Annotated in this window: 21 protein-coding genes; 10 read left to right on the forward strand and 11 right to left on the reverse strand. The window is 69.0% G+C overall.

Annotated elements, in window-relative coordinates; genetic code table 11:
* Nucleotides 1-4 precede the first annotated feature (4 nt).
* Genes IM543_09825 through IM543_09835 form a run of 3 tightly spaced genes read left to right on the forward strand, consistent with a single transcriptional unit; the run spans nucleotide 5 to nucleotide 3,776 of the window.
* A complete protein-coding gene (locus tag IM543_09825; protein QOY96607.1) occupies nucleotides 5-1,645 on the forward strand; it encodes a rhamnogalacturonan acetylesterase in 1,641 nt (546 codons plus the stop codon).
* The gene (locus tag IM543_09830) at nucleotides 1,645-2,334 is read left to right on the forward strand and encodes a methyltransferase (GenBank protein ID QOY96094.1); all 690 of its coding nucleotides are present in this window, start codon (nucleotides 1,645-1,647) and stop codon (nucleotides 2,332-2,334) included. Before IM543_09825 ends, IM543_09830 begins: the two co-directional genes overlap by 1 nt.
* Nucleotides 2,335-2,348: 14 nt before the next feature.
* Nucleotides 2,349-3,776, forward strand: a complete 1,428-nt coding sequence (locus IM543_09835) for a glycoside hydrolase family 88 protein (protein QOY96095.1) — start codon at nucleotides 2,349-2,351, stop codon at nucleotides 3,774-3,776.
* A 40-nt stretch (nucleotides 3,777-3,816) separates the two neighbouring features.
* Here IM543_09835 and IM543_09840 read toward each other — a convergent pair whose 3' ends face one another.
* The 5 genes from IM543_09840 to IM543_09860 are packed head-to-tail and all read right to left on the reverse strand — an operon-like array spanning nucleotide 3,817 to nucleotide 12,006.
* A complete protein-coding gene (locus IM543_09840) occupies nucleotides 3,817-4,785 on the reverse strand; it encodes a glycoside hydrolase family 43 protein (protein QOY96096.1) in 969 nt (322 codons plus the stop codon).
* Nucleotides 4,782-6,086, reverse strand: a complete 1,305-nt coding sequence (locus IM543_09845; GenBank protein QOY96097.1) for a rhamnogalacturonan acetylesterase — start codon at nucleotides 6,084-6,086, stop codon at nucleotides 4,782-4,784. Before IM543_09845 ends, IM543_09840 begins: the two co-directional genes overlap by 4 nt.
* 19 nt (nucleotides 6,087-6,105) lie before the next feature.
* Nucleotides 6,106-8,844: a Tat pathway signal sequence domain protein gene (locus IM543_09850; protein ID QOY96098.1), complete on the reverse strand. Its 2,739-nt coding sequence runs from the start codon at nucleotides 8,842-8,844 to the stop codon at nucleotides 6,106-6,108.
* Nucleotide 8,845: 1 nt separating this feature from the next.
* Nucleotides 8,846-10,075 (reverse strand): DUF4861 family protein, encoded by a 1,230-nt coding sequence (locus tag IM543_09855; protein ID QOY96099.1) that lies wholly within the window; start codon nucleotides 10,073-10,075, stop codon nucleotides 8,846-8,848.
* 14 nt (nucleotides 10,076-10,089) lie between these two features.
* A complete protein-coding gene (locus IM543_09860) occupies nucleotides 10,090-12,006 on the reverse strand; it encodes a rhamnogalacturonan lyase (protein QOY96100.1) in 1,917 nt (638 codons plus the stop codon).
* 303 nt (nucleotides 12,007-12,309) lie between these two features.
* Here IM543_09860 and lldD point away from each other — a divergent pair, with 303 nt between their 5' ends.
* Entirely contained in the window at nucleotides 12,310-13,443 is a 1,134-nt protein-coding gene (gene lldD, locus IM543_09865; protein QOY96101.1) for an FMN-dependent L-lactate dehydrogenase LldD, read from the forward strand.
* 137 nt (nucleotides 13,444-13,580) lie between these two features.
* Here lldD and IM543_09870 read toward each other — a convergent pair whose 3' ends face one another.
* The 4 genes from IM543_09870 to IM543_09885 form a co-directional block, all read right to left on the reverse strand.
* Nucleotides 13,581-14,954 carry a DUF3422 domain-containing protein gene (locus IM543_09870; GenBank protein ID QOY96102.1) on the reverse strand — a complete coding sequence of 458 codons (1,374 nt, stop codon included), beginning with the start codon at nucleotides 14,952-14,954 and terminating at the stop codon, nucleotides 13,581-13,583.
* A gap of 106 nt (nucleotides 14,955-15,060) precedes the next feature.
* Nucleotides 15,061-15,831 carry a slipin family protein gene (locus IM543_09875; protein QOY96103.1) on the reverse strand — a complete coding sequence of 257 codons (771 nt, stop codon included), beginning with the start codon at nucleotides 15,829-15,831 and terminating at the stop codon, nucleotides 15,061-15,063.
* Nucleotides 15,828-17,228 carry a nodulation protein NfeD gene (locus IM543_09880; protein ID QOY96608.1) on the reverse strand — a complete coding sequence of 467 codons (1,401 nt, stop codon included), beginning with the start codon at nucleotides 17,226-17,228 and terminating at the stop codon, nucleotides 15,828-15,830. Before IM543_09880 ends, IM543_09875 begins: the two co-directional genes overlap by 4 nt.
* A 137-nt stretch (nucleotides 17,229-17,365) precedes the next feature.
* A complete protein-coding gene (locus IM543_09885; protein QOY96104.1) occupies nucleotides 17,366-17,842 on the reverse strand; it encodes a nuclear transport factor 2 family protein in 477 nt (158 codons plus the stop codon).
* A gap of 188 nt (nucleotides 17,843-18,030) precedes the next feature.
* On the opposite strand from IM543_09885, the gene IM543_09890 reads away from it, so the two are divergent.
* Both IM543_09890 and IM543_09895 read left to right on the forward strand, forming a co-directional pair.
* Nucleotides 18,031-18,750: a noncanonical pyrimidine nucleotidase, YjjG family gene (locus IM543_09890; GenBank protein QOY96105.1), complete on the forward strand. Its 720-nt coding sequence runs from the start codon at nucleotides 18,031-18,033 to the stop codon at nucleotides 18,748-18,750.
* Between the two features lie 71 nt (nucleotides 18,751-18,821).
* Nucleotides 18,822-19,244 carry a DoxX family protein gene (locus IM543_09895; protein ID QOY96106.1) on the forward strand — a complete coding sequence of 141 codons (423 nt, stop codon included), beginning with the start codon at nucleotides 18,822-18,824 and terminating at the stop codon, nucleotides 19,242-19,244.
* Between the two features lie 55 nt (nucleotides 19,245-19,299).
* Here the strand turns inward: IM543_09895 and IM543_09900 are convergent, their stop codons facing one another.
* Nucleotides 19,300-20,235, reverse strand: coding sequence for a class I SAM-dependent methyltransferase (locus tag IM543_09900; GenBank protein ID QOY96107.1), 936 nt, complete (start codon nucleotides 20,233-20,235; stop codon nucleotides 19,300-19,302).
* Nucleotides 20,236-20,412: 177 nt separating this feature from the next.
* Between IM543_09900 and IM543_09905 the strand changes: the two genes are divergently transcribed.
* The 4 genes from IM543_09905 (at nucleotide 20,413) to IM543_09920 (ending at nucleotide 23,508) form a co-directional block, all read left to right on the forward strand.
* Nucleotides 20,413-20,601 (forward strand): hypothetical protein, encoded by a 189-nt coding sequence (locus tag IM543_09905; protein QOY96108.1) that lies wholly within the window; start codon nucleotides 20,413-20,415, stop codon nucleotides 20,599-20,601.
* 32 nt (nucleotides 20,602-20,633) lie between these two features.
* Nucleotides 20,634-21,494 (forward strand): neutral zinc metallopeptidase, encoded by an 861-nt coding sequence (locus tag IM543_09910; GenBank protein QOY96109.1) that lies wholly within the window; start codon nucleotides 20,634-20,636, stop codon nucleotides 21,492-21,494.
* A 190-nt stretch (nucleotides 21,495-21,684) separates the two neighbouring features.
* The gene (locus IM543_09915) at nucleotides 21,685-22,869 is read left to right on the forward strand and encodes a glutathione-dependent formaldehyde dehydrogenase (protein QOY96110.1); all 1,185 of its coding nucleotides are present in this window, start codon (nucleotides 21,685-21,687) and stop codon (nucleotides 22,867-22,869) included.
* A gap of 9 nt (nucleotides 22,870-22,878) precedes the next feature.
* Nucleotides 22,879-23,508, forward strand: a complete 630-nt coding sequence (locus tag IM543_09920) for a hypothetical protein (GenBank protein ID QOY96111.1) — start codon at nucleotides 22,879-22,881, stop codon at nucleotides 23,506-23,508.
* On the opposite strand, the gene IM543_09925 is transcribed toward IM543_09920, so the two are convergent.
* A complete protein-coding gene (locus tag IM543_09925; protein QOY96609.1) occupies nucleotides 23,505-24,794 on the reverse strand; it encodes a PepSY domain-containing protein in 1,290 nt (429 codons plus the stop codon). The genes IM543_09920 and IM543_09925 overlap by 4 nt on opposite strands.
* Nucleotides 24,795-24,831: the final 37 nt, after the last annotated feature.

Genomic DNA, 24,831 nt, shown 5'->3' on the forward strand with positions numbered 1-24,831 from the left:
CGCCATGCTCTTGCTGGCTGCCGGACTGGCCCAGGCGCAAGCGCCGCAGACGACGCCGCCGGCGGCCGTCAATACCGATCCGGCGCGCGCCCAGGTCGTGCTGCCGACGCCCGCCAATCCGGCGCTGCCGTCGATCATCCTGATCGGCGACTCCACGGTGCGCAACGGCCACGACGACGGCCAGGGCAAGGGCGCACAAGGGCAGTGGGGGTGGGGCAATCCGCTCGCCGCCTACTTCGATCCGGCCAAGGTCAACGTCGTCAACCGCGCGGTCGGCGGCCTGTCCAGCCGTACTTACGTCAGCAGCGGCCACTGGGAGCGCAGCCTGGCCTTCGTCAAGCCCGGCGACATCGTCCTGATGCAGTTCGGGCACAACGATGCGGGGCCGCTCAACGACGACAAGCGCGCGCGCGGCACCATCCGCGGGGTCGGCGACGAGGCCACCGAGATCGACAATATGTTGACCAGCAAGCGCGAGACCGTGCACAGCTACGGCTGGTACCTGCGCAAGTTCATTGCCGATATCCGGGCCAAGGGCGCGACGCCGGTGGTGGTCTCGCTCATTCCGCGCAAGGCCTGGAACGAAGACGGTCCGGAGCAGGGCAAGCTGCGCCGCAACAAGGGCGACTATGCCGGCTGGGCCGAGCAGGTCGCGCGCAGCGAACATGCGGGCTTCATCGACCTGAACGAGATGGCGGCGCGCCGTTATGACGAGATGGGCCGCGCTGCGGTCATGCAGATGTTCCCGGCCACCGTGCCGGACGAGCGCGTCCACACCAACTGGGCCGGCGCCGTGCTCAACGCGGAACTGGTCGTTGCCGGCCTGAAGTCCCTGGGCGATGCGCGCCTGGCGTCCTTCCTGAAACCGGCCGAGGATGTCCGTCCGGTGGTGGATGCCCGCACCGTGCGCGAGGAAGCGCCGCGCGATGCCGGCCTGCCGACCCTGTTCCTGGTGGGCGACTCCACCGTCAAGAGCGGCGGACAGAATGGCGCGATCGGCTGGGGCGAACGTATCGCGCCTTACTTCGATACGCGCAAGATCAATGTGGTCAACGCCGCCATCGGCGGGCGCAGCAGCCGCACCTTCTTCACCGAAGGCCGCTGGGAGCGCGTGCTCGGGCAGCTCAAGGCGGGCGACTTCGTCGTGATCCAGTTCGGCCACAACGACGGCGGCCGCATCGGCGATCCGGCCAACAAGAACCGCGCCTCGGGCGCGGGCGTCGGCCCCGGGACGGTCGAGGATACCCGCCCCGACGGCAGCAAGGAACAGGTGCACAGCTTCGGCTGGTACATGGCGCGCTACGTGGCCGATGCGAAGGCCAAGGGCGCGACCGTGGTCATCGCTGCGCCGATCCCGCACCGCGACAAGTGGCAGCAGGAGCGGGACTTCGCCAACTTCGCCGATTGGGGCCGGCAGGTGGCCGAGGCCGGCGGCGCCCACTTCATGGACCTGACGCTGCTGGTCACCGAAGGCTACCGCGCCATCGGGCCCGGCAAGGTCGACACCTTCTTTTCGGACGCGCGCACCCACACCAACCTGGAGGGCGCCGAATTCAACGCCAGGCGCGTGGTCGCCGGCCTGAAGGCGCTGCCGGGCAATCCGCTGGGCTCCTATTTTTCCGACAAGGGCGCAGGTATCCAGTGATGAGAGCCCTGTTTGCATGCCTGCTGCTGGCAAGCGGCGCCGCCCAGGCGGCCCAGGCGGCCTGTGAGGACTGGGGCCGGCGCGGCGAGCTGCTGCACCAGGACGATTTCGCGGGCCCGCTGAAGGGCTATGTGAGCGAGTATGCGCACAAGCCGGGCAACTTCGTCGGCACCCGCGACGGCCGCCTGGTGATCGACGTCGATTCGGGCGCCACCGTCTGGCTCGACAAGCGGCTGTCCGGCGACATCCTGATCGCCTACACCCGCCGCGTGCTGCTGGACGGCGGCCCCAACGACCGCCTGTCCGACCTGAACCACTTCTGGATGGCGCGCGATCCCGCCAGGGCCGGACTGTTCACGCGCTCGGGCAAGTTCGAGGACTACGACGACCTGGACATGTACTATGCCGGCGTCGGCGGCAACCACAACACCACCACCCGCCTGCGTCGCTACGGCGGGGGGCAGCGGGTGATGGTCGGCGAGCGCCTCTCCCCCGAGTGGATGCTGCAGCCGAACCGCGACTACCGGGTCGAGATCGCGGTCTACCGCGGCTGCACCCGCATGCGCATCGACGGCCGCGAGGTGTTTGTTTATCGCGACCGCCAGCCCTTCACCCAGGGCTACACCGGATTTCGCACCACCTGGTCGCGCCAGACCATCGACAATCTAACAATTCACCAGCTGAAATGAAGGAGACACCCAAGATGAATTTCCCCTTGCCGCGCCGTGCGCTGATCGGCCTGCTCGTGGCCAGCCTGTTCCCGGCCTTCGGTGCCGCGAACGCGTGGGCGCAGGAAGCCCCGCCGCCCCAGGAAAAGGGCCCGGCCGCGGCCGACGCCATGCTGCACGCGCTGGACGTGAAGTACCCGACCCGCTACCGGCCGATGGACGCGAACGAAGTCAAGGCCGTGCTGGACCGCGTGTTCGCCTACCTGGACCGCACCACGCCCGCTGAACTGATCCACAAGAGCGACGGTTCGGCGATCACCGACCTGGGCAAGGCCGACCCCGACGCGGTGCTCAAGCCCGGCGACTTCCGCCTGACCAGCTACGAGTGGGGCGTCACTTACCTGGGCATGCTGGCCGCGGGCCAGGCTACCGGCGACGCGCGCTACACCGACTACACCCGCAAGCGCCATGCGCTGCTGTCGCAGCTGACCAAGACCTACCTGCCTGTGGTGAAGGCGGATACCGCCAACTCGCACGCGCCGATCAAGAGCTTCCTGAACCCGCATGCGCTGGACGACGCCGGTGCGCTGTGCCACAGCTTCCTGAAGGCCAAGCTGGCCGGCACCAGGGTCGACTACAGCCAGATGATCGGCATCTGCGGCGATTTCGTCACCAAGCACGAGTACCGCCTGAAGGACGGCACCCTGGCGCGCGGCGGGCCGGACGGCAAGGGCGGCCGCAAGATGCGTCCGCTGCCGGACACCCTCTGGCTGGACGACATGTTCATGGGCGTGCCGACCATGGCCTACCTGGGCAAGGTCACGGGCGAGCGCAAGTACTATGACGACGCGGTGCGCCAGGTGCTGCAGTTCTCGAAGCGCATGTTCAATCCGGACCTGGGCATCTACATGCACGGCTACGTCGAGGGCATGCGCAGCCATCCGGAATTCCACTGGGCGCGCGCGAACGGCTGGGCGGTGATGGCGATGGTCGAGGTGCTGGAAGCGCTGCCGAAGGAGCACAAGGGCTACCAGGCCGTGCTGGCGCAACTGCAGGCCCACATCAAGGGCCTGGCCTCGTACCAGACCAAGGACGGTTTCTGGCACCAGCTGATCGACCGTAACGACACCTACCAGGAGACCTCGGCCACCGCGATCTACACCTACGCGATCGCACGCGCGGTCAACCGCGGCTACGTGGACGCCGCGATGTACGGTCCGATGGCCAACTACGCCTGGAACGCGGTCGCCAGCAAGGTCACGGCCGACGGCCAGATCGAAGGCATCTGCGTCGGCACCGGCATGGCCTTCGATCCGGCCTTCTACGCCTACCGTCCGACCAGCGTGAAGGCCGCGCACGGCTACGGCCCGGCACTGCTGGCCGGGGCCGAGATCATCGAGATGAACAAGAAGTACAAGTTCGGGCTGAACGACAGCGGCTTGATGTATCAAGGTATCCGCTGACGGAGCGCAGCGTGGGCGGCAAAGCCGCCCACGCTGCGATTCAGGGCCTTGCTGCCCTGATCCGCTCCAGCAGCGCCACCGACACCGCAAACGCCGTTCCGTGCCGCACCCGCTGCCTGGTGCCGGCGCCGGGGAAGCGCAATCTGGCCGTCACGTCTTCCCAGTGCACCATGTCGCGCGTACGCATGGCGCCGTAGTGTCCTGCCGTATAGGCGTCGTAGTACACGATCACCTCGTCCCCCACCCGCAGCACGCTCGGCCCCTCGCTCCATAACCCGGACGGGGTGATCGGCGCGCCCGGCGGCCCGAACGGGCCGTCGAAGTTCGATGCCGGCGCCACCCGCAGGTGCTTCTTTGGCGGATAGCGGGTCTCGTCCTTCACCAGCAGCCAGTCGCGCCCGAAAGCGTGCGCGAGGGTGGCGTCGATCACGGAGAAGCCCGGATCGTAGTACAGGCGTGTCGGCGTGAAGCCGATGAAGTCGCGCGTGGTGGTGGCGTAGATGCGGTGGTTGTATTTTTCTTCGCTCTTGCCGTCGGTGTCGGGGAAGCGTCCGGGGATGGTCGAGGACCACAGGATCAGGTAGTGCCCGCGGCGCGCATCGTGGAAGATCTCGGGCGCCCAGGCGTTCAGCGCGCCCGCTTCGTGCGACATTACCGGGAGTAGCCGCTGGGGCGACCAGTCCAGCAGGTCGGGCGAGGAGGCGTAGCCGATGCCCTTGTCGTTCCAGCCGCTGGTCCAGACCATGTGGAACAGGCCGTCCGGCCCGCGCACCAGGCTCGGGTCGCGCATCAGTTTCGTGCCCACGGTGGGCGCCAGCAGGCTGGCGCCGCCGTGCAAGGCTTCCCATGCGTAGCCGTCGTGGCTGGCGGCCAGGTGCAGGCCGTCGGCGCCGTTGCCGGTGAAATAGGCGAACAGGTAGGCCTCGTCGCTCGCTTTGGTACGCAGCCGCGCGCAGCCGGCCAGCAGGGCGCCGCCGGCCAGCGCGCCCAGCGCAGCCCGGCGCCTCATTTGGCGGCCCGCGGGTCGCGCCGGTCCTCGTCGCCGAGCGGACGTTCCTGGGTGCGGCCCGGGCTCGGCGGCACGGCGAACTGTGCGACCGGGTCGGGGTGGGCCGGGTCGAAGGCGAAATCGTCGACCACCTGGCTGGCGACCGGCAGCCCGGCGCGGCGCATGCCGAGCACGACGGCCTTGGCCAGCTCATAGCTGCCGTAGTTGTTGTGGTGGGTGTTGTCCAGCGGTTTCGGGGCCGGCAGGGCGAACGCGGCCTTCGAGCCCTCGACCCCGAGCGCCGCGTACATGGTCTGGCTCATCGCATGCAGGTCGATAAAGGGCACGCCCAGTTCCCGGGCCGACTGGCGCGCCGCTTCGGCATAGTCGCTCAGGGTCGGCACCACCCGGCCCGCGTCGTCGAAGCGGCGGCGCTCCATGGACGAGACGATGACCGGCAGGCCGCCCCTGGCGCGCACCATCTCGACGTGGGTCTTGATCTCGGCCTTGTAGGTGGTGAAAGGGCCGCCCTTGCCGGCGGCGATCTGCTTCTGGTCGTTGTGACCGTACTGCATCAAGAGCGTGTCCCCGGGCTTCATCTGGGTGAGGATCTTGTCGATGCGGCGCTTGGCGAGCGAATCGCGGTAGGTCTCGCCCGACTGCGCATAGTTGGCCACGGCCACCGCGGGCTTGAAGAAGCGCGGCAGCATCTGGCCCCAGCTGTTGTAGGGCTCTCCCGGCTGGTCGCTGACGGTGGAGTCGCCCAGCAGGAACAGGGTCGGCACCTCTACCTTGGCGATCTCCACGCTGCGTACGGCCGGGCGGCTGCCGCTGAATTCCAGGGTCAGGCGCCCGTCCCAGGCCCAGGCTTCCGCGACGGTCTCGCGTGGGACGTTGAGCTTGACTTCGCCCGCGGCGACGCCGGCCGCTGCCGGGATCCGCGGCGTGCGCACATTGACGATGAAGCTGCGCTCCAGTTTCTGTCCCGGCGCGGTCTGCACGTTCTCCAGCATCAGGCGGCGCAGTTCGGATTTGATGGTCGTGGTGCCCGGCCCCGCATCGTCGCCCAGGGTAACCGTGACGCGGTAGTTCCCCTCGGGGAGGTCGACCGAAAAATAGCTGCCCCGGGGCGCGCCCGGCTCGAAGCCGTAGCCCCGCGCGGCGTCATAGGTCGTGTCCGGGGACACCGGCGTGTAGCCGCCCGGCGCCGCGCCGCCGAAGGCGAAGCGCAGGGCCTGCCCGGCTTGCGGCTGGGAGGCGCAGCCCGCCAGCAGGCCGGCGGCGGCGAGGGCGCACAGGGAGCGCTTGAGCGTTGGTGTCATGGTCTTGTCCGTTTGTCGTTCAGGAGGCCGGCAGGGCGTCGCCGATCAGGGCCAGGTTCTGGATCGCGGCCAGGCCCCACTGCGCCGTGTCGTTGGTGGTCACCCATGGCACTTCGTTCACCGGCCTGAGCACGGCTGCGCCATCGACACGCTGCGGTGCGAATGCCGGATAGGGCCGCTTGCCGCCGGTGAATTCCTGCCAGGCGCGGCGCGCCAGAACGGGGTCCTTGCGTTTCCAGGCCGCGTAGGCCGTCATGCGCGAATTGCCGAGGTAGAGCGCATCGGTGCCGCCATGCGTCTTGCCGAGGCGGCGGCGCTGCTCCTCGCTCGGCGCGTTGTACAGCTCGCAATAGGCGAGCCAGGCCTGCTCGAAGGCCTGGTCGCCGGTAAGGTTGATCAGCTCGTCGAAGATCTCGACCGCGCCGAACACCGCGTTCAGGTGCGAGGCGGCCACGCCGTCGCCGATCATGTTGTGCAGGTGGCCGCTGTCCGGCTCGTAGCCCATGCGTTCGGCATTGAAGAAGCCGTGCGGCATGGCGGCGATGTCGCGCATGCCGGTCAGGATCTTGTCGCGATACTTGATGCTGCCGCTGCGTTCCCATTCGGTCAGCCAGTTGGCGGCCAGCGAGGCCCAGTCGGTGCCGAAGCTGGCGCGCACCGGGTAGGGGCCCTTGGGTGGCTGGTCGGCCAGCTTGCGCACCGGATCGACGGCGTCCAGGCGCCGGTCGGCGTCGAGGGTCTCGCGCATCACGTCGCCGATGCGCTCGTCCGCGGTCAGGTAGTAATACATGCGGCGGTAGACCGCGGTGCTGATGCGCACCTGCTTGGCGCTGCAGCCCCAATGCTGGACGTTGTGGCGCGAGCCCAGCCCGGCGAAGCGGCCCAGGTGATAGGTGTCGACGTCGCTGGTGTGGCGCACCATCGCTTCGCCCATGCGGAAGATGTCGGCGCGGCCGCTGCGCAGGAAGGAGTACCACAGCCACAGGTCGGGCGAGAGTTCGGAGTTGGCCCAGGCGTAGCCGCCCACGTCGTAGCGCCATTCGTGGCGATCGGCGTCGTAGGTGTGGCGCACGTCGCCATGGTCCCAGAAGCCGTACCAGCGGCGCTGCTCGACTTCCTTGCGGTAGAAGTCGAAGTGGGCGTCGAGCCGGTCTTCGATGGCGGCCTTGGCCGGGGTCGAGCGGTCGGGCAGGGCCCACATGTTGCCGAACACGCGGGTGGCCAGGATGTGGGCGGGCGCCGCCACCAGCTGCGGCGGCGTCTGGACCTGCGTCGCCATCTGCACCAGGCGCTCGCGCGCCGGGGTCGCGTCCAGCGCCCACAGGGTCAATTCGCTGCTGCGGGCGACGCCGACCGGGGTGCCGAAACCTTTTTCGTAATCCTCGTAGGTGATGTCCAGCGCCTGCAGTTCCTCGGGGTGGGTGTCCATGCCCATGCCGTCATGGTAGAAGCGCAGGTCCATCGCCGGCGCGTCGGGGGACCACATCCACAAGGTGACCTGGGCCGCGTCCGTGTGGGCGTCGCGGATGTCGAGCTGGGTCGGGTGGCGCTGCCAGAAGTCGCGCATGCCGAAGGCCACGCCGCCGCCCGCGCCGCCGATGTAGCCGAGGCCCGGCGCGCGCCTGCCCCAGGCGGCGTCGATCCAGCCATGGCCCGCCTTGGTGCGCTTGCGGATGCGGAAGCTGTCGGGAGACAGCTGCGACAGGCTGTAGTCGCCCCAGGCCGGAACGTATTGCATGTTCTTGCGCACCCGTTCGGCGATCTCGGGCGTGGCGATTCCCTGGCCGGCCAGCTGGGCCTTGCGTACCGCTTCGCCCGGGTCGCGCCGCAGGCCGGTGAGGTTGCGCACGCCTTCGGCCCACAGGCCGCCGGCCTCGCCGCCGAAGCGCACGTGGCGGTTGTGCGGCTCGTCAGGCAGCGGCACATCGAAGCGCAGCCCGATCCCGCGCAGGAAGTCTTTCTGCTCGTCGCCGTCGAACACGAAGCTGTGCATGATGCGTACCGATTCGGCGCCGGCGTAGAAGTACAGGCGCACGGTGAACGGCAGCCAGGAGCGGCTGCCCTCCAGCGCGCGGTGCATGCCCTCGAGTTTCACGACGCTGCGCACCGGGCCGCGCTGCTCGAGCGACACGCGGGTGAGCCGGCTTTGGTATGCGCTGTGGCGGGTAGTGCCGTCGCCGCCGTCCGGCTGGTCGTCGCTCAGGGCGACCAGCCTGGCGGCGCGTGCGATGTCGCGCCCGCCGCCGCCGCCAGCATTGCGCCGGATGCTGCGGATGATCTCGCCGCCCTGGCGCGGGACGGTACATACGATGACGCCGGTGTCGACCACGATCGCGTCGGGGCGCTCGACGATCGCCAGCGCCTGGGCCGGCAGGTGCGCCTTGCCGGGACGTACTTGCAGGCGGGCCGGCATCGCTCCCTGGGCCGGCAGAGCGTGCGCGGTCCATTTCAGCGAGCCGTCCGGCCAGTAGGCGATCGGCCAGCTCTGGCAGGCCAGCTCGCCGCCGGACCCGCCGACGGCGGACAGGGCGAAGGCCTGGTCCTTGCGCAGGGCCCCGCGTGGCCAGGGTACGCCGAAGGTGGTGCCGGCCATCAGGGCCGGCGCGCCTTCCAGCCAGCTCAGGTCGGCGACCGTCGGGGACGCCGGCGCCGGCGCCGGCTGCGAAGTCGATGCGGCCTGGGCGGCGCGCACGCCGAAGGGCAGCGCCGCGGCCAGGGCGCCGGTCTTGAAGAAGTTGCGGCGGGACAGCGGAGCCATCTCAGCGGCTCGCGGACAGGCTGACCGCCACCGGCGCGCGCAGGCGCGCGGCTTCCTCGGCGACGTGACGCCGCCAGTCGGCCTGGGTGGCGAAGGGGCTGCCGCGGGTCCAGGCCGCGCCCACGTGGTAGTGCACCGGCTGGCCGGAAGCCACCGGGACCGTCACCAGCGCGTTGCGTTCGTCGGCGGCGAAGCCGGAGGCGTTCGGCACGATCAGCGCTACGCCGAAGTCGCCGAAGCTTTTCTGGGTGACCCATTGCACCAGGCTGCCGTCCTGCCTGTCCTGGCTGAAGTCGACCTTCACTTCCTGGCCCTTGTCGCTGGGCCGCTTGTTCAGGCCCACGGCGGCGGTGAGTTGTTGCGGGCCGGCGAAGCTGAAGGTGCTGTCGATGCGGTCGAAGTAGCGGCCCGCGTCCACGGTAAAGCGCTTGACCTCGGAGACCTGGACGCCGGCGGCGTCCCAGCCGTCGTAATGGAGCTCGAACACGGTGCGCACCGGGCCGTTGGCCAGGATCTTCCAGCTCTTGTAGTTGCTGCCGACGAACAGCTGCTTGCCGTTCCAGATGCCGGTGCCGCCCGCGCCGCGGGTGGTGCCGACGTTGTACATGTCGATGCCTTCGCCTTCGTCGACGTGGTAGTGGTCGTGGCCGATGTTGTACCAGCGGTCGACGATCGGATACGGGACGCGCTTGAACCAGATGTCCATGCCGCTGGTGACCAGCACTTCCTTGTCGCTGCCCGCAGGCGCCGGCGCGGCCAGCGCCGGGCCGTACGCGCGATGGGCCAGCTTGTCGCTCTCCCAGGCGAAGTCGTCGAGGCGTTCCTGCACGAAGCGCGCATAGGTCCTGGCCGGGAAGGGCGGCACGGTGGCGCCGGCCTTCTCGATGGTGACGGTGGTGCGCTTCTCGCCCGGCCTGAAGCCGACCTGGAACAGCAGTTCGCCATAGGCGGCGCCGATGAACTTCGGATCCTTGCCGGTAGGGGCGATGTTGGTGACCTGGTAGGGCAGGACGCGGCCGGCGGCGTCCTTGACCACCAGTTGCTGGTTCAGCGCTTGCGGAAGGGCTTCGCTGACCTTGGTCCAGGGAATGGCGATGGTCTCGGCCGGGCGGGCGATGTCGAGGGTGTGGCTGACGGTGACCGTCAGGCGTTCGGCGGCGCTGGCGGCGGCGCCGACGGTGAACAGGGCAGAGAGGGCAGTGAGGGCGGTGGCGGTAAGGCGTCGGTTCATGTCTGGGAGCGTATTCAAGGTTGATTGGTCGACTGCGGCGGCGTCATGCCTTCGCCGAGGAAGAAGCTCGGGTGCGGCGGCTGGTTGTAGCCGGCGTTCTGGGCCGCCACCTGTACCCGGTATTGACTGTCGTGCATCAGGGTCGGCAGGCGGTGGCGGGTCGGCACGGTGGTGCTGAACACCAGCAGCGCATCGTCCTGCTTGCTGCGCCAGACCACTTCCTCGCGCCAGTCGCCGAACAGGTCGGCCGACAGCACCGGATTGGCCTTGGTGCCGTTGTTGGAGGCGGCGCCCTGCGCGGCGCCGTCCAGCACCGGTTCGAGGCGCCGGGCCTGCGGGTTCCATTTCTCGATCCTGGTACCGTCGAGCGACTCGCGCAGCAGGTCGCCGTCCCACCACAGGCCGAAGTTGAAGGCGCGCGGACGCACCGGGGAAATCTGGACGCCCTTGGCATTCACCAGGCCGCCGGCCGGATCGGTGATGCCGCCGACGGCAGCCCAGCATTCGTTGCCCGGATGGGCGGCGTCGATGTCCATGCAGATGCCGCGGCCGACGTCGATGCCGCTCGGGACGCCCCACAGGATCTTGCCGGTGGCGGCATCGTGCATCTCGACCGCGTTGCCCTGGTAGCACTTGGGCGACTCGTGCACCATGAACACCTGCAGGCCGGGCAGGCTCGGGTCGTGCTTGCCGACGTGGAGGGCGTCGCCGTGGCACAGCCCGGTCGAGTACATCTTGCTGCCGTCGCTCCTGATGGTGGCGGCGCCGTAGACGATGTCGTCGCGGCCGTCGCCGTCGGCGTCGGCCACCGCCATCCAGTGCGCGCCCTGGCCGGCCACGTCCTGGTTTCCCGGCGTGTCGCTGTCGAACACCCAGCGCTGCGACAGCTTGCCGTCGCGCCAGTCCCAGGCCGCCAGCACGGCGCGCGTGTAGTAGCCGCGCGCGAACACGGCGCTCGGCCGCTTGCCGTCGAGGTAGGCGACCCCGCCCAGGAAGCGGTCGACCCGGTTGCCCCGGCTGTCGCCCCAGGCCTCCCCGACCCCGCCGCGCGCCGGCAGGTAGGCGCTGCTGGCCAGCGCGGCGCCGCTGCGGCCGTCGAACACGGTCAGGAATTCGGGCCCGTCCAGGATGAAGCCGTCCTGGTTGCGGTAGTCGGCCCCGGCGTCGCCGATGATCCTGCCCTGGCCGTCGACGCTGCCGTCGGCGGTCTTCATCATGACTTCGGCGCGGCCGTCGCCGTCGAAGTCGTAGGCGAGGAAGGTGGTGTAGTGGGCGCCGGCGCGGATGTTCCTGCCCAGGTCGATGCGCCACATGAAGGTCCCGTCCATGCGGTAGGCGTCGATGTAGGTCGGGCCGGTGTAGCCCCTGTGCGAGTTGTCGTGCGCGTTGGTCGGCTGCCACTTCACCAAGAGCTCATAGCGCCCGTCGCCGTCGAGGTCGGCGGCCGAACCGTCGTTCACCCCGTAGCTGTAGGCTTCGCCGGAGGGCGTGACGCCGTCCGCCGGCTTGCGCAGGGGGATGCGCAGGAAGGACTGCGGCCAGGCCGCCACCGGTGCGGCGGCGTCCGCGCGCTCGCGCCCCTCGTGCACTGCGCGCACGCTGTAGGCCGCGCCCGGGCGTGCGCCGGCGTCGACCAGGTTGGTGGCGGCCAGCGGCTGCCCGTTGATGCGCACGCCGTCGCGGTAGACGTTGAAGGTGGTGGCCGGGTCGTCCTGGCCGAGGGCGCGCCAGCTCACGAAGTTGCCGTCGTCGGTGCGCAGTGCGAGCACGCCGCGGTCGAGCCGTTCGAGCTGCCTGTCGCCGGGCCCGGTGCGGGCGGCCTGCGTAGCGGCGGATTGGGTGCCTGTCGTGCTGCAGGCGCTGCAGGCAAGGGCCAGCAGGCCGAGGCCGATGCTGCGCTGCAGCGTGGATGTGTCTGTGTTGGATGCCATGGTGTCCTGGTCGCTGGTCGAGGAGCCTGCATTCGAGTATTCATTTGCCACGGCGGCAGTGTCAACCAGCCGGTTGTCGCAGGCCCCATTTAATCAGGCGCGTGAGCGAATGCGGCCGGCTGTCCATACAGCGGGGCGCGCAGCGCGCGCCGGCGCGGCTTGTGATCATCGGCCGATCACCGACCGATCAACGCGCCCATCAACGCGCCGATCAACGCGCTGATCGATCCGTGGCCGGCGATGGACGCTGATGCGCGCCGCGGCATACACTGTGCGCATTCGATTCGCACATCTCTTCCCTACATGATCATCTCGTCCGCCACCGACTTCCGCGAAGCGGCCCGCCGCCGGCTGCCGCCCTTCCTGTTCCATTACCTCGATGGCGGCGCCGGCGCCGAGCAGACCCTGCGCAGCAATGTCGACGACCTGCAGGCGGTCAAGCTGCGCCAGCGCGTGCTGCGCGGGTCCGAGCAGCTGGACCTGGGCGTGCAGTGGTTCGGCCAGGATTATGCCTTGCCGATCGCGCTGGCGCCGGTCGGCCTGACCGGCATGTATGCGCGGCGCGGCGAGGTGCAGGCGGTGCGCGCCGCCTGCCGGCGCAACATCCCCTTCATCCAGTCCACCGTGTCGGTGTGTCCGCTGGCCGAGGTGGCGGCCCAGGCCGCGCAGCCGATCTGGTTCCAGCTGTACGTACTGAAGGACCGCGGCTTCATGCGCGACGTGATGCGCCGCGCCTGGGAGCTGGGCGCCACCACCCTGGTGTTCACGGTGGACATGCCGGTGCCGGGCGCACGCTACCGCGACGCCCACAGCGGCATGAGCGGTCCGAACGGCCCGCTGCGGCGCGTGCTGCAGGCCGTCACCCATCCGCGCTGGGCGCTGGACGTGGGCGTGCTGGGGCGCCCGCACGACCTCGGCAACATCTCGGCCTACCGCGGCAACGCCACCGGCCTGGCCGACTACATCGGCTGGCTGGGAGCGAACTTCGACCCCGGCATCGCCTGGCCCGACCTGCAGTGGATCCGCGACGAGTGGCAGGGCAAGCTGGTCATCAAGGGCATCCTCGACCCGGAAGACGCGCGCGCTGCGCTGGCCTTCGGCGCCGATGGCATCGTGGTGTCGAACCACGGCGGGCGCCAGCTGGACGGGGCGCCGTCCACGGCCAGCGCGCTGCCCGGCATCGCCGCCGAAGTGAAAGGCAAGATGGCGATCTTCGCCGACGGCGGGGTGCGCACCGGGACCGACGTGTTCCGCATGCTGGCGCTGGGCGCGGACGGCGTGCTGATCGGCCGCGCGTTTGTCTATGCGCTGGCCACGCAGGGCCAGGCCGGGGTCGAGCGCCTGCTGGCGATCATGGAGAAGGACCTGCGCACCAACATGGTCCTGACCGGCGTGCAGAAGGTAGGCGATATCGGGCCGCATCTGCTGGCGCGCTAGGGATATTCCGCTTGTAGGGTGGTCGGCTCCGCCGACCGCGCGTTCAACCGGCTGCCAGGTAGCCGTGACACGATTCATCGGGGATTTGAACGCGCGGTCGGACAAGCCGACCACCCTACGGAAATGCGCGCGGCTGGCTAGTGCCCGCGCCGCCCGATGCGGTGGTGCACCCGCCGCTGCGCCAGCCACACGCCGGCGGCCACGATCGGCACCAGCACGCCCAGCGCCAGGTCCGGATCGAGCGGCAGGCCGGCCGCCTTGGCCGCCTTGCCGGCGTAGCCGAGCAGGCCCACCAGGTAGTAGGAAATCGCGGCCACCGACAGGCCTTCGACCGCCAGCTGCAGGCGCAACTGCTGGGCGGCGCGGGCGTTCATCGATTCCAGGATGCGGCGGTTCTGCAGTTCCTGCGCGATGCCGACCCGGGTACGCAGCAGGTCGTTGCTGTCGGCGATGCGCCGTCCCAGGGCCTCCTGGCGCGCGCTGACCGCGTCGCAGGTGTGCATCGCCGGGGCCAGCCGGCGTTCCATGAATTCTTCCACGGTGGGCGTGCCCTCGATGCGGGTTTCGCGCAATTCCTCGATGCGCGCCTTGACGATGCCGAAATAGGCCTTCGAGGCCGAGAAGCGGTAGCCGTTGTCGAGCACCAGCTTTTCCAGGCGTGCGGCCAGCCGGGTGATCTGCTCCAGCAGGCGCTGCTCGTCCTGCGCCCCTGCATCGGGCGCCATGTCGGTGGCGACCATGGCGCTGGCCAGGCCGGCGAGCTCGGCCTCGATGCGGTCGAGCTCCATGCCCACCGTGCGCGCGGCCGGCAGCCCGAGCAGGGCCATCATGCGGTAGGTTTCGATCTCGAGCAGGCGCTGTACCAGGCGGCCGCCCTGCAGGTGGCGCATGCCGAGGTCGCGGATCACGAAGCGGCTGAAGCCGTCGGCCTGGATGGCGAAATCGGTCCACAGTTCCGCGCCCTGCATGACCGAGGAGCCGGCCAGCCCGCTGCGCTCGAATACCGCGCTCAGGCGCGCGGCATCGGCCTCGCCCTTGACCAGGACCACGTGGGCGGCCGCCATCAGGCTGCCTTCCAGGCTCCCCAGCCAGACCGCCGGCAGGTAGGACAGCGGCATGTGGGCGAAGGCCTCGTGCACCGCCAGTTGCGGCGACAGGGGCGAGGCCACGGTGTAGGTCGCGAATTCGGTATGGCATTCCCATTTCAGGCGGAAGCTGCCGAAGTCGTGGTAGAAGTGGTTGCTGCCCGGGCCCGGAGCGGCGACGCCGAAATGCCCGCACAGCCCGGCCAGCAACTGGTGCTGGGAATGCGCCTGCGGCGGCCCGGCTTCGCCGCCGTGGCAGACCGCCAGGTGGGTGATCGCCTCGGGGCCGTCGAGCCGCATGAAGGGCCGCGAATGGAGTTCTGCCGCAAGCGGCACGCGCAAGGGGTGGTTCAGCGATACGTTGAAGTCTCTCAATCGGCTCTCTCTCGGTAGGGACAGCGCTGGCTGTATTGACCAGTATGCCATTACCCGCCGATTCGCGTGATGGGTCAAGCGATTGGGCCGGAACACTCAGGATCTTGAGCAAACCTGCGCGGAACCTGCGCGAAGTGCCGGCTGCGCGATCGGCAGCTCAGTCGCGACTCTTGAGCGAACCCCCCAGCACGCCTGCCAGCACGTCCACCGGCAGCGGGAAGACGATGGTCGAGGATCTGTCGCCGGCGATCGAACTGAGGGTCTGCAGGTAGCGCAACTGCATCGCGCCCGGCTGCTTTGCCAGGACCTGTGCGGCCTGCTGCAGTTTTTCCGAGGCCTGCAATTCGCCTTCGGCGTGGATCACCTTGGCCCGCCGCTCGCGCTCGGCCTCGGCCTGGCGGGCGATGGCGCGCACCATCGATTCGTCGAGGTCGACGTGCTTGATCTCGACGTTGGCCACCTTGATGCCCCAGGCGTCGGTCTGGGCGTCGAGCACTTGCTGGATGTCGAGGTTGAGGCGCTCGCGTTCGGCCAGCATCTCGTCGAGCTCGTGCTTGCCCAGCACGGAGCGCAGGGTGGTCTGGGCCAGCTGGCTGGTGGCCTCCATGAAGTTGGCGACCTGGATGATGGCGCGCTCGGGATCGACCACGCGGAAGTAGATCACCGCGTTGACCTTGACCGAGACGTTGTCGCGCGAGATCACGTCCTGGGTCGGCACGTCGAGCACGATGGTGCGCAGGTCGACCCGCACCATCTGCTGCAGGACCGGGATCAGGATGATCAGGCCCGGACCCTTCACGCCCACGAAACGGCCGAGCTGGAACACGACGCCGCGCTCGTATTCGCGCAGCACGCGGATCGACGACGCCAGCAGTGCCAGCAACAGGATGAAGAGGGCGGCCAAGCCGATACTGAATCCGGGGATCATGGGTACTCCTGGAAGATGTTGGTGTTGTCGGTGTGGGGAACGACTTCCAGCCGCAGGCCGTTGCGGCCGACGACGCGGACGATCTGCTCCGGATGCAGGGGGCTGCTGCAGACGGCCTGCCACAACTCGCCTTCGATCCGCACCCATGCTTCGTGGGGGTGGTGCCGGCGCGTCCGTTCCACGGTGCACAGGGCGCCGATCATGGCGGCGGCGCCGCTGGCGACCGGAAGGCGGCGGGTCCTGAGCGCCAGCCGTACGATCCCGAACAGCAGCAGGGCGCTGCCGATCGCCAGCGTGCCGACCAGGCCGGGCGGGATGCCGTAGCCGGGCAGTTCGGTGTCGATCAGCATCAGCGCGCCCGCGACGAAGGCGGCGATGCCGCCCAGGCCGAGGATGCCGAAACTGGGCAGGAAGGCCTCGGCGCCCATGAAGGCCAGGCCCAGCACGATCAGGGCCAGGCCGGCATAGTTCACCGGCAGCAGCTGCAGGGCGTACAGGCCGAGCAGCAGGCAGATCGCACCGATGACGCCCGGTGCGATCGCGCCCGGATTCATGAACTCGAATACCAGGCCGTAGATGCCGATCGTCATGAGGAGCAGGGCGACGCTGGGATTGGCGATCGCTCCCAGGACGCCGGTGCGCCAGTCGGGTGCGTATGCGTTGAGCGCGGCGCCCTGCGTGGCCAGGCGCCGCGGCTGGCCCAGCACGTCGACGGTGCGGCCGTCGAGGCGGGCCAGCAGGGTCGCGACGTCCGGGGCCAGCACGTCGATGACTTGCATGCGCAGGGCTTCCTCGGCGGTGAGGCTGACCGATTCGCGCACCGCGCGCTCGGCCCAGTCGGCGTTGCGCCCGCGCAGCTGGGCCAGGCCGCGCAGGTAGGCGGCGGCATCGTTCATCTGCTTGGCGGCCATGGGCGAGGCCGGCTCCGCACGGGGCGGCGCGTCTTTCTTGCCGTCGGCGGCGGGCGGCTGTCCGGCGGGGGCGGGCGGCGACAGCCCGATCTCGACCGGGGTGGCCGCGCCGACGTTGGTGCCGGGCGCCATGGCGGCGACGTGGCTCGCATACAGGATATAGGTGCCGGCGCTGGCGGCGCGCGCGCCGCTGGGCGCCACCCAGGCGACCACCGGCACGGGGGAGGCCAGGATGGCCTTGATCATGCTGCGCATCGAGGTGTCGAGGCCGCCCGGCGTGTCCATCTGGAGGATCAGCAGGCTGTGGCCGAGCGTTGCCGAACGCTGGATGCCGCGCACCACGTGGTCGGCGCTGGCCGGGCCGATGGCGCCATCGATGGTGATGAGGCCGACGGCCACGGGGCGGGGTGCGATGGCAGGCGCGAAAGCGGATGCCGGCGTGGATGGCAGTAGTGCCAGCAGCACTGCCAGCAGCGCCGCCAGCATGGCCACCAGCGTGCCTGCAGCCGAAGCGGGTTTGTGACACCTCACCTTCGCCTCCCCATGCGCGGATCCCGGCCCCGGACTGGACCGGTGAAGGAGTTGGACAACTGTCGCGCGCCGCGTGTTCCCGCGGCGCGCCGTCAATGGCCGTAGCTTAGCACGCGCAGCAGCTTCCAATCCCCTTTGTCGCGTTCCCACACCATCGAGAAGCCATAGACCGAACATTCCTCGGCGGCCGTCGGCGTGGGCCTGTTGCAGAAACGGTGTTTCCCGATATGCATGGCATGCATGGGGCCGGCCGGGAAGATGGCCACGGTTTCCGGCATGGCGACACGCCGGATCCGGTTCGGCGCCCGGAAGTTCTTCTCGAAGATGGCGATGTTCTCGGCATAACCGGTGAGACCGCTGCTGTCGTGGTAGAACTCGAGGCGCGGGCTGAAGCCGGCCTTGAGCGGCGCAATATCGCGATCGTTCAGCCCCCCGAACAGGCGCGCGTCGGCCGCGGTGATCTCGGCTGCGAGCCGTTCCTGCGCCGGTTCCGGCGCCGGTTCCGCTGCCGCAGCCACCGGCGCGGTGGCTGCTCCGGCCAGGCACAGTACTGCCAGTAACTTGTCCATTGGATATCTTTCGCCAGTCGAAAAACCGCAGTTTGCCGCCGCGCCCGGCGCGGCGCACGGCGAATCCGACGGATCGACGCGCCGCAGGGACGAGCGGGGCAAAAGCCGGGACCGGCGGGACGCAGGCCGCGATACCGTCGGGGAGTGCGTGCTACCATGCAGCTTGGCAACTATGGTTGGCGGCAACAGTGAAACACCGATTATTCCTCTTCGACCTGGACGACACCCTGCTCGATTTCCGGGCCTCGGAACGGCTTTCTTTCCTGCGCACCGTGCGCGCGCTCGGCGTCGACGGACCGGCCGAGGGGCTGTTCCAGCAGTACCAGGCGATCAATATGGCGCTCTGGCGCGCCTTCGAGGCGGGTACGGTGTCGAAGGAGCTGCTCAAGGTCGAGCGCTTCCGCCGCACGTTCGCGCAGAACGGCCTGGCGCTGGACCCGGAGCAGGCCAGTGCGCTCTACCTGGAATCGCTGTCGGAGACGGTGGTGCTGGTCGAGGGCGCCGGGCCCCTGTGCGCCGCGCTGAGCGCGGTCGGCGAGATCGGGGTGATCACCAACGGCGTGCAGCAGATCCAGCACCGGCGCATCGCCAGTTCGGGCCTGGGCGACTACATTGCGTTTGTCGCGACCTCGGAAGCCTGCGGCCACGCCAAGCCGGACCCGCGCTTCTTCGAGTATGCCGTGCGGATGGCGCGCGCCCGGCCGTTTGCCAAAGACGACACCATCATCGTCGGCGACCGGCTCGACGCCGACATTCTCGGCGCCAACCGTTTCGGCATCGACAGCTGCTGGTTCAACCCGGACCGCCTGAGCAATGACACGGCGGCGCTGCCCACCTTCGAGGTGGCCAGCCTGGACCGGGTGCTGCCCATGCTGCAGTCCCTGGCGGCCGCCGAACCGGCCGGCTGAGCGGACATCCTGGCGTGCCCGGCCTGCCGCGCGACGGTGCTATGCTCGAGCATCCATCCCCGGAGGCGACCATGCAGACCACACCCGTCCATCGCAGCCACGACGACCTCGGCAAGCTGATCTTGCGCATCGTGCTTGCGGTCTTGCTGCTGTTCCACGGTTTTTCCAAGATCAGTGGTGGCGTCGGCTTCATTGCCGACATGCTGCAGAAGGCGGGATTGCCGGAGCTGTTCGCCTACGGCGTGTATATCGGCGAAGTCGTGGCGCCGCTGCTGATCCTGGTGGGCCTGTACACGCGCGCGGCGGTCATCATCGTGGCGATCAACATGGTGGTCGCGCTGCTGCTGGTGCACACCGGCGAATTCTTCACCCTGTCCGATACCGGCGGCTGGGCGCTGGAACTGCAGGGCATGTACCTGGGCAGCGCGATCGCGCTGGCCTTCCTGGGGGCGGGGCGCTACAGCCTGGGCAGCCCGGCCGGGCGCTTTAATTAATGTCGCGGCCGCATGAATCGCAGTGGCGATTCATGCGCCTGGTTCATCAAACGGCTCAGTGCCTGATTGCGTGCAGCCACACCGCCGCGATCCGTTCCACCTCCTCGTAGCCCGGCTCGCCCAACTGGCCGCCGAAGATGTCCGGGTCCAGCTCCTCGTAGCTCCAGTGGCCGCACTGGGCCTCCAGGGCCGGCCGGATCGCTTCCAGGAACGCGTCGGCGGCGCCGGTGATCGCCACGCCGGTGTACAGCATCAGGCTGCCGCCGCGGCGCAGCCGTCCCAGGCTTTCCTTCACGATCTGTACCGACAGTTCGGCGCCGTGCATGCCGCCGCCGTGGCGGTAGGGCAGTTCGCAGGGGTCGAGCACGTATGGCGGGTTCGAGACGATCAGGTCGAAGTCGCCGTCCAGGCTGTCGAACAGGTTGCTGTGGCAGGCGTGCAGGTTGTCGAGCCCGGCCAACTGCGCATTCACCACCGTCAGGGCCAGCGCCCGGGTATTGATGTCGGCCCCGGTCACTTCGGCATGCGGGAAATGGCGCGCGATCGCCAGCGCCCCGGCGCCGCCGCCGCAGCCGATATCCAGCGCCCGGGTCGGCCCCGAGCCGAGCCAGGGGAAGGCGCGCCCCATGGTGCCGACGAAGCGGTAGGTGTCGGGACCGAAGAAGACCGCGTCCTCGTCGGTGGTCGGGTAGGCCGAGTGGAACACCAGCAGTTCGCCCAGCGTCGAGGCGCGCAGCGTCGAGCGCAGCAGGGCGCCGTCGGGCGCGACGATGCGGGCTTCGTGCATCAGGGCCAGCAGTTCCGGCGCAACATCCTCTGGCGCGAAGGGGCGGCTCCAGCCGAAGATGCCGCGCAAATCATGGGCGCGCTCGTTGCCGGGGCGGCGGTTGATGCGGCGGTGCGTGGACGGGCTTACCGTAATAAAGCGGTAATCGTGCTCGCGCAGGTAGCGGCCGAGCGTGACGAGGGCTTGGGCATGTGGACTGGTCATGCGTCCAGCGTCGCATGCCTGCGGCGGCGCTGCTGTGCGCCAGCTAACGCAGCGTCTTAGCATGCACAAAGGACATGCACACAGGAAATTGCCACTGCTATGTGAATATGCGAACAGTCCGCGCCGCCGCCGCTGGCCATACTGGCCTGCAGGAGAGCTGACAACAAGGGGCGAGGAATGGCAGGCAGGGATCGAAGCGAACGACCGCAGGGCCGGATCGAGCGCGAACTCGCGCGCGAGCACCGCGAGCGTGCGCTGCACGACGACGAGCGCAGCGGCCTGGCGGCAATGGAAGAGGAATTCCGGCTGAAGGATGCGCGCGAGCGCGTCGACACCGGCAACCTGAAACGGCAGCCGGGACGTTGACCGGCCAATGACGAACGACGAGGAGGGCCGCGATGAAATGGGAAGGTGATCGACAGAGCGACAACGTGGACGACCGCCGCGGCGGCGGCGGTTTCGGCGGCTTCGGCGGCAAGACGGTGGGCATCGGGACGCTGGTCATCGCGCTCATCGGCAGCGCGCTGTTCGGCATCGATCCGAGCGTCATCCTCGGCGGCGGCGGCGGGCCGGTTGCGGTGCAGCAGGGCCAGCAGGGGCAGCGCGCGCCCGCGAACGACCGCGAGACCCAGTTCGTGAAAACCACGCTGGCCTACACCGAAGACGTCTGGGCGCAGGTGTTCAGCGCCCAGGGCGCGCAATACCAGCCCACCATCCTGACCCTGTTCGAGGGGGGCGTCCAGACCGCCTGCGGCACCGGGCGCAGCGCGACCGGCCCGTTCTATTGCCCGGCAGACCAGCGCGTCTACATCGACCTCGATTTCTTCCGCCTGATGGAGCAGCGCTTCAAGGTGGCCGGCGAATTCGCCCAAGCCTACGTGATCGCGCACGAGGTCGGCCACCACGTCCAGAACCTGCTCGGTATTTCGGACCAGGTCCACAACGCCCAGCAGCGCGCTTCCGAAGGCGAAGCCAACGCCTTGTCGGTGCGCCTGGAACTGCAGGCCGACTGCTTTGCCGGCCTGTGGGCCAACCGTACCAACCAGCGCGAGCAGATCCTCGAGAAAGGGGACGTCGAAACCGCCCTGGCCGCCGCCACCGCGATCGGCGACGACGCCCTGCAACGCCGCTCGCAGGGCACCGTGGTGCCGGATTCGTTTACCCACGGCAGCTCGGCCCAGCGGGTGCGCTGGTTCACGCGCGGCCTGGAGACCGGCAGCGTCGAGGGGTGCAATACCTTCGAGGCGCGCCAGCTGTGATCGGCAATATCGTGGCCATGTAGGACAAATTCCCGTTGAGCGTGCAGCAGCCTCGAAACGCCGCCAAAACGCCCTGTTCGTTTCCGTGCGCGTATCGCAATCCTTAGCGTTCTGACATAACGTGTGGCCACGCAGCCCGTCGAGCAGGCGGGCGACCTGAACCCGTTGTGAACATCATCGAGGAGGAGTTATGCTGGCAATGAACTACCGCGGACCCTATCGCGTCCGTGCCGATCACAAGCCCGACCCTGTCATCGAGCACCCCGGTGACGCCATCGTGCGCGTCACCCGCTCCTGCATCTGCGGCTCGGACCTGCACCTCTACCATGGCATGGTGCCCGACACCCGCGTCGGCCATACCTTTGGTCACGAGTTCATCGGCGTGGTCGAGGACATCGGTTCCGGCGTGCAGAACCTGAAGGTCGGCGACCGGGTGCTGGTGCCCTTCAACCTGTTCTGCGGTTCCTGCTTCTACTGCCAGCGCGAATTGTTCGGCAATTGCCACAACACGAATCCGGAAGCGACCGCGGTCGGCGGCATCTACGGCTACTCGCATACCGCGGGCGGCTACGACGGCGGCCAGGCCGAGTACGTACGCGTTCCGATGGCCGACGTCGGTCCCTACCTGATTCCCGACGACATCCATGACGACGACGCCGTGCTGCTGACCGACGCGCTGCCGACCGGCTACCAGGCCGCCGAGATGGGCGACATCGCCGAAGGCGACACCGTGGTGGTGTTCGGCGCCGGCCCGGTCGGCATCTTCGCGGCCAAGTCGGCCTGGCTGATGGGCGCCGGGCGCGTGATCGTGGTCGACTGCGTCGATTACCGGCTCGAGTTCGTCAAGCGCTTTGCGCAGTGCGAGACCGTGAACTTCCTCGAAGTGAAGGACATGGCCCTGCACATCAAGAAGATGACCGACTGGATGGGCGCCGACGTCTGCATCGACGCGGTCGGCTGCGACGCTTCGGGCAACCTGACCCAGACCATCACCGGGCGCCTCATGAAAGCCCAGGCCGGCGCGGCGACCGTGCTGCACTGGTGCATCAATTCGGCGCGCAAGGGCGGCAACGTGTCGATCGTCGGCGTCTACGGACCGACCTTCAACGCGGTTCCGATCGGTAACGCGGTCAACAAGGGCCTGACCCTGCGCATGAACCAGGCCAGCGTCAAGCGCCACCTGCCGCGCTTGATCGAGCACATCCGCGCCGGCCGCATCGATCCGAAACAGATCATCACGCACCGCATTCCGCTCGAAGAGGTGGGCGACGCCTACCATATCTTCTCGAGCAAGCTCGACAACTGCATCAAGCCCATCCTGATCCCGCCGAGCGCCAACCAGGTGCGCGCGGTCACGGCCAGCGCCACGCACTAAGGAGCAAACATGGAAACACGCAAGGAAGACACCGCGCATCACCATCACGGCCACGATCACCAGCATGGCCACCTGCAGATGCACCCGTCGCAAGGCCACCTGGAACCGCGCCGTCCGTCGCGCGAAGCGCTCTCGCACATCCAGGGCTGGGGCGCCGACCTCGACCGCAAGAACCGTCCGGCGGTGCCGATGGAGCGCACCCCGCCGCGCTTCATCGACGCCAAGCCGGGCGATCCGCCGCAGCAGCCGGAAACCGTCGAGGTGCTGGTCTCGCCCGAGCGGCCCGGCATCACGCCGATCTTCGGCACCGCCCAGCCGCCCTCGGGGCTGTCGGGCATGATCCGGCGCCTGGCCTTCAAGTCCACCGAGAACGACCTGCGGCACTGGATGCTGCTGTTGCTGGCCGACCGCATCAACGTGGTCGAAGGCATCGCGGAAGACCTGGCGCGCGGGCATGTTCCCAACATCCTGGGCGAGATGGGCATCAAGGCCGAAATGAAGCACAACCCGGCCGGGCTGGCGAAGAAGGTGGCGATCACCGCGGCGGTGGTCGGCACGGCGGTGTACCTGATGAAGCGCCGCGACCGCGGGGACAGCCGACACGACGGCGACCGCTACGGCGAACGCTACTACCGCTAGGCGCGCTCGACCCTGTCGTCCAGCCCGCCTGCCCCGTCGGCACCCAATGCCGGCTGGGGCGCGCGCGGCGCTGGCCGCTTGCCGGCCGCCGCGGCCACGGCCACGGCCGGCCTCTTGCGCTTGGCCGGCTTGCGGCGGAACTTGATCCAGACCACCAGGCCGGTGATGAAGAAGAGCAGGGGGCTCAGGCCCACCACGCTGACCAGGATGCGTCCGGCCGCGCCGAAGGCTTCGCCGGTATGCAGCGGGTACAAGGTGCCGACCAACCAGTCGCCGCCGCGCGCTGCCAACGGATCGATCGCGCGCAGCACCGCGCCGCTGCCGGCGTCCACGCTGACGCGGGTGGCGCCCGGGCCTCGGCGCAGTTCGCCCGGCTGGCGCACCCGCACTTCGTAGGGCTGCTCCGGCTTGGCCGGCATGCCGATGCGCGACACCCGGCCCTCGGGGTAGCGCGCCTGCGCCGCCGCCATCGCGGCGCCCGCGTCGATGCGCGGCGCGTCCTGCGGGCTGGCGTTGACCAGCTTGTCGTGTTTTGTCAGCGGCGCGGCCGCGCGAATCGCCGGCGTGACCCAGTCCGGCATATTGAAATACACCCCCGAGAAGCCCAGTACCAGCAGCACCGGCGCCACGTAGAAGCCGGCCGCGCGGTGCAGCTGGAAGCTGAACTTCGGCCAGTTGGCCCCACGGCGCACCGTGATCGCATGCCAGAACGCCGACAGGGTCAGTGTCGGCCACCACACCACGATCCCGGTCAGGGTGAGCAGCACCAGGGCCAGGCCCTGCACCGCAATCACCAGCTTGCCGGCGTCGCCGAGCATCAGGTAGCGGTGCAGGTGGAACAGGGTCGGCATCAGGAGCGGCCGCGACAGGCCGGCTTCGCCCCAGTTGCGTTCGCCCAGCACCGCCAGGCTGCCCGGGTCGACCATGACCTGGCGCGTCACGCCCTGCGTCCAGTTCGACGACGGTTTTTCCGGCCGGTACCATGCCACGTAAACATCCCCATGCACTTCCGGCAGGAACAGGGTATCGGGCCGCCCGTAGCGCTGATCGTTCGCCAGGCGGGCAGCCACCGCGGCCACCTGCGCCGGCGTGGGGCGCGCCTGCGCACCGGCCACCGCGCCCACGGGCGGCGCCACCTGCAGCAGGCCCGGATTGAGCCAGGCGTCGAGCTCATGGCGCCAGCCGATGACAGTGCCGGTGAGGCCTTGCAGGACCAGGATGGTGCCGAAAATCAGGCCGGCCCAGAGGTGAACGGTACGGATGAGCGGTTTCATGCGCTGAATGATAACCGAAATGAGAATGATTCTCGATCTTGCTCTCTTA

This window comes from Massilia sp. UMI-21 (assembly GCA_015277795.1).
GTDB lineage: Bacteria > Pseudomonadota > Gammaproteobacteria > Burkholderiales > Burkholderiaceae_D > Telluria.

Bases quoted from the DNA above. Each gene is read 5' to 3' on its own strand.
- IM543_09920 (QOY96111.1), top strand. From the start codon at position 22,879: ATGGAAACACGCAAGGAAGACACCGCGCATCACCATCACGGCCACGAT.
- IM543_09915 (QOY96110.1), top strand. From the start codon at position 21,685: ATGCTGGCAATGAACTACCGCGGACCCTATCGCGTCCGTGCCGATCAC.
- IM543_09845 (QOY96097.1), bottom strand. From the start codon at position 6,086: ATGACACCAACGCTCAAGCGCTCCCTGTGCGCCCTCGCCGCCGCCGGC.
- IM543_09870 (QOY96102.1), bottom strand. From the start codon at position 14,954: ATGGCATACTGGTCAATACAGCCAGCGCTGTCCCTACCGAGAGAGAGC.
- IM543_09840 (QOY96096.1), bottom strand. From the start codon at position 4,785: ATGAGGCGCCGGGCTGCGCTGGGCGCGCTGGCCGGCGGCGCCCTGCTG.
- IM543_09835 (QOY96095.1), top strand. From the start codon at position 2,349: ATGAATTTCCCCTTGCCGCGCCGTGCGCTGATCGGCCTGCTCGTGGCC.
- IM543_09910 (QOY96109.1), top strand. From the start codon at position 20,634: ATGAAATGGGAAGGTGATCGACAGAGCGACAACGTGGACGACCGCCGC.
- IM543_09830 (QOY96094.1), top strand. From the start codon at position 1,645: ATGAGAGCCCTGTTTGCATGCCTGCTGCTGGCAAGCGGCGCCGCCCAG.
- IM543_09825 (QOY96607.1), top strand. From the start codon at position 5: ATGCTCTTGCTGGCTGCCGGACTGGCCCAGGCGCAAGCGCCGCAGACG.
- IM543_09860 (QOY96100.1), bottom strand. From the start codon at position 12,006: ATGGCATCCAACACAGACACATCCACGCTGCAGCGCAGCATCGGCCTC.
- IM543_09900 (QOY96107.1), bottom strand. From the start codon at position 20,235: ATGACCAGTCCACATGCCCAAGCCCTCGTCACGCTCGGCCGCTACCTG.
- IM543_09885 (QOY96104.1), bottom strand. From the start codon at position 17,842: ATGGACAAGTTACTGGCAGTACTGTGCCTGGCCGGAGCAGCCACCGCG.
- IM543_09895 (QOY96106.1), top strand. From the start codon at position 18,822: ATGCAGACCACACCCGTCCATCGCAGCCACGACGACCTCGGCAAGCTG.
- lldD (QOY96101.1), top strand. From the start codon at position 12,310: ATGATCATCTCGTCCGCCACCGACTTCCGCGAAGCGGCCCGCCGCCGG.
- IM543_09850 (QOY96098.1), bottom strand. From the start codon at position 8,844: ATGGCTCCGCTGTCCCGCCGCAACTTCTTCAAGACCGGCGCCCTGGCC.
- IM543_09855 (QOY96099.1), bottom strand. From the start codon at position 10,075: ATGAACCGACGCCTTACCGCCACCGCCCTCACTGCCCTCTCTGCCCTG.
- IM543_09905 (QOY96108.1), top strand. From the start codon at position 20,413: ATGGCAGGCAGGGATCGAAGCGAACGACCGCAGGGCCGGATCGAGCGC.
- IM543_09875 (QOY96103.1), bottom strand. From the start codon at position 15,831: ATGATCCCCGGATTCAGTATCGGCTTGGCCGCCCTCTTCATCCTGTTG.
- IM543_09880 (QOY96608.1), bottom strand. From the start codon at position 17,228: ATGCTGGCGGCGCTGCTGGCAGTGCTGCTGGCACTACTGCCATCCACG.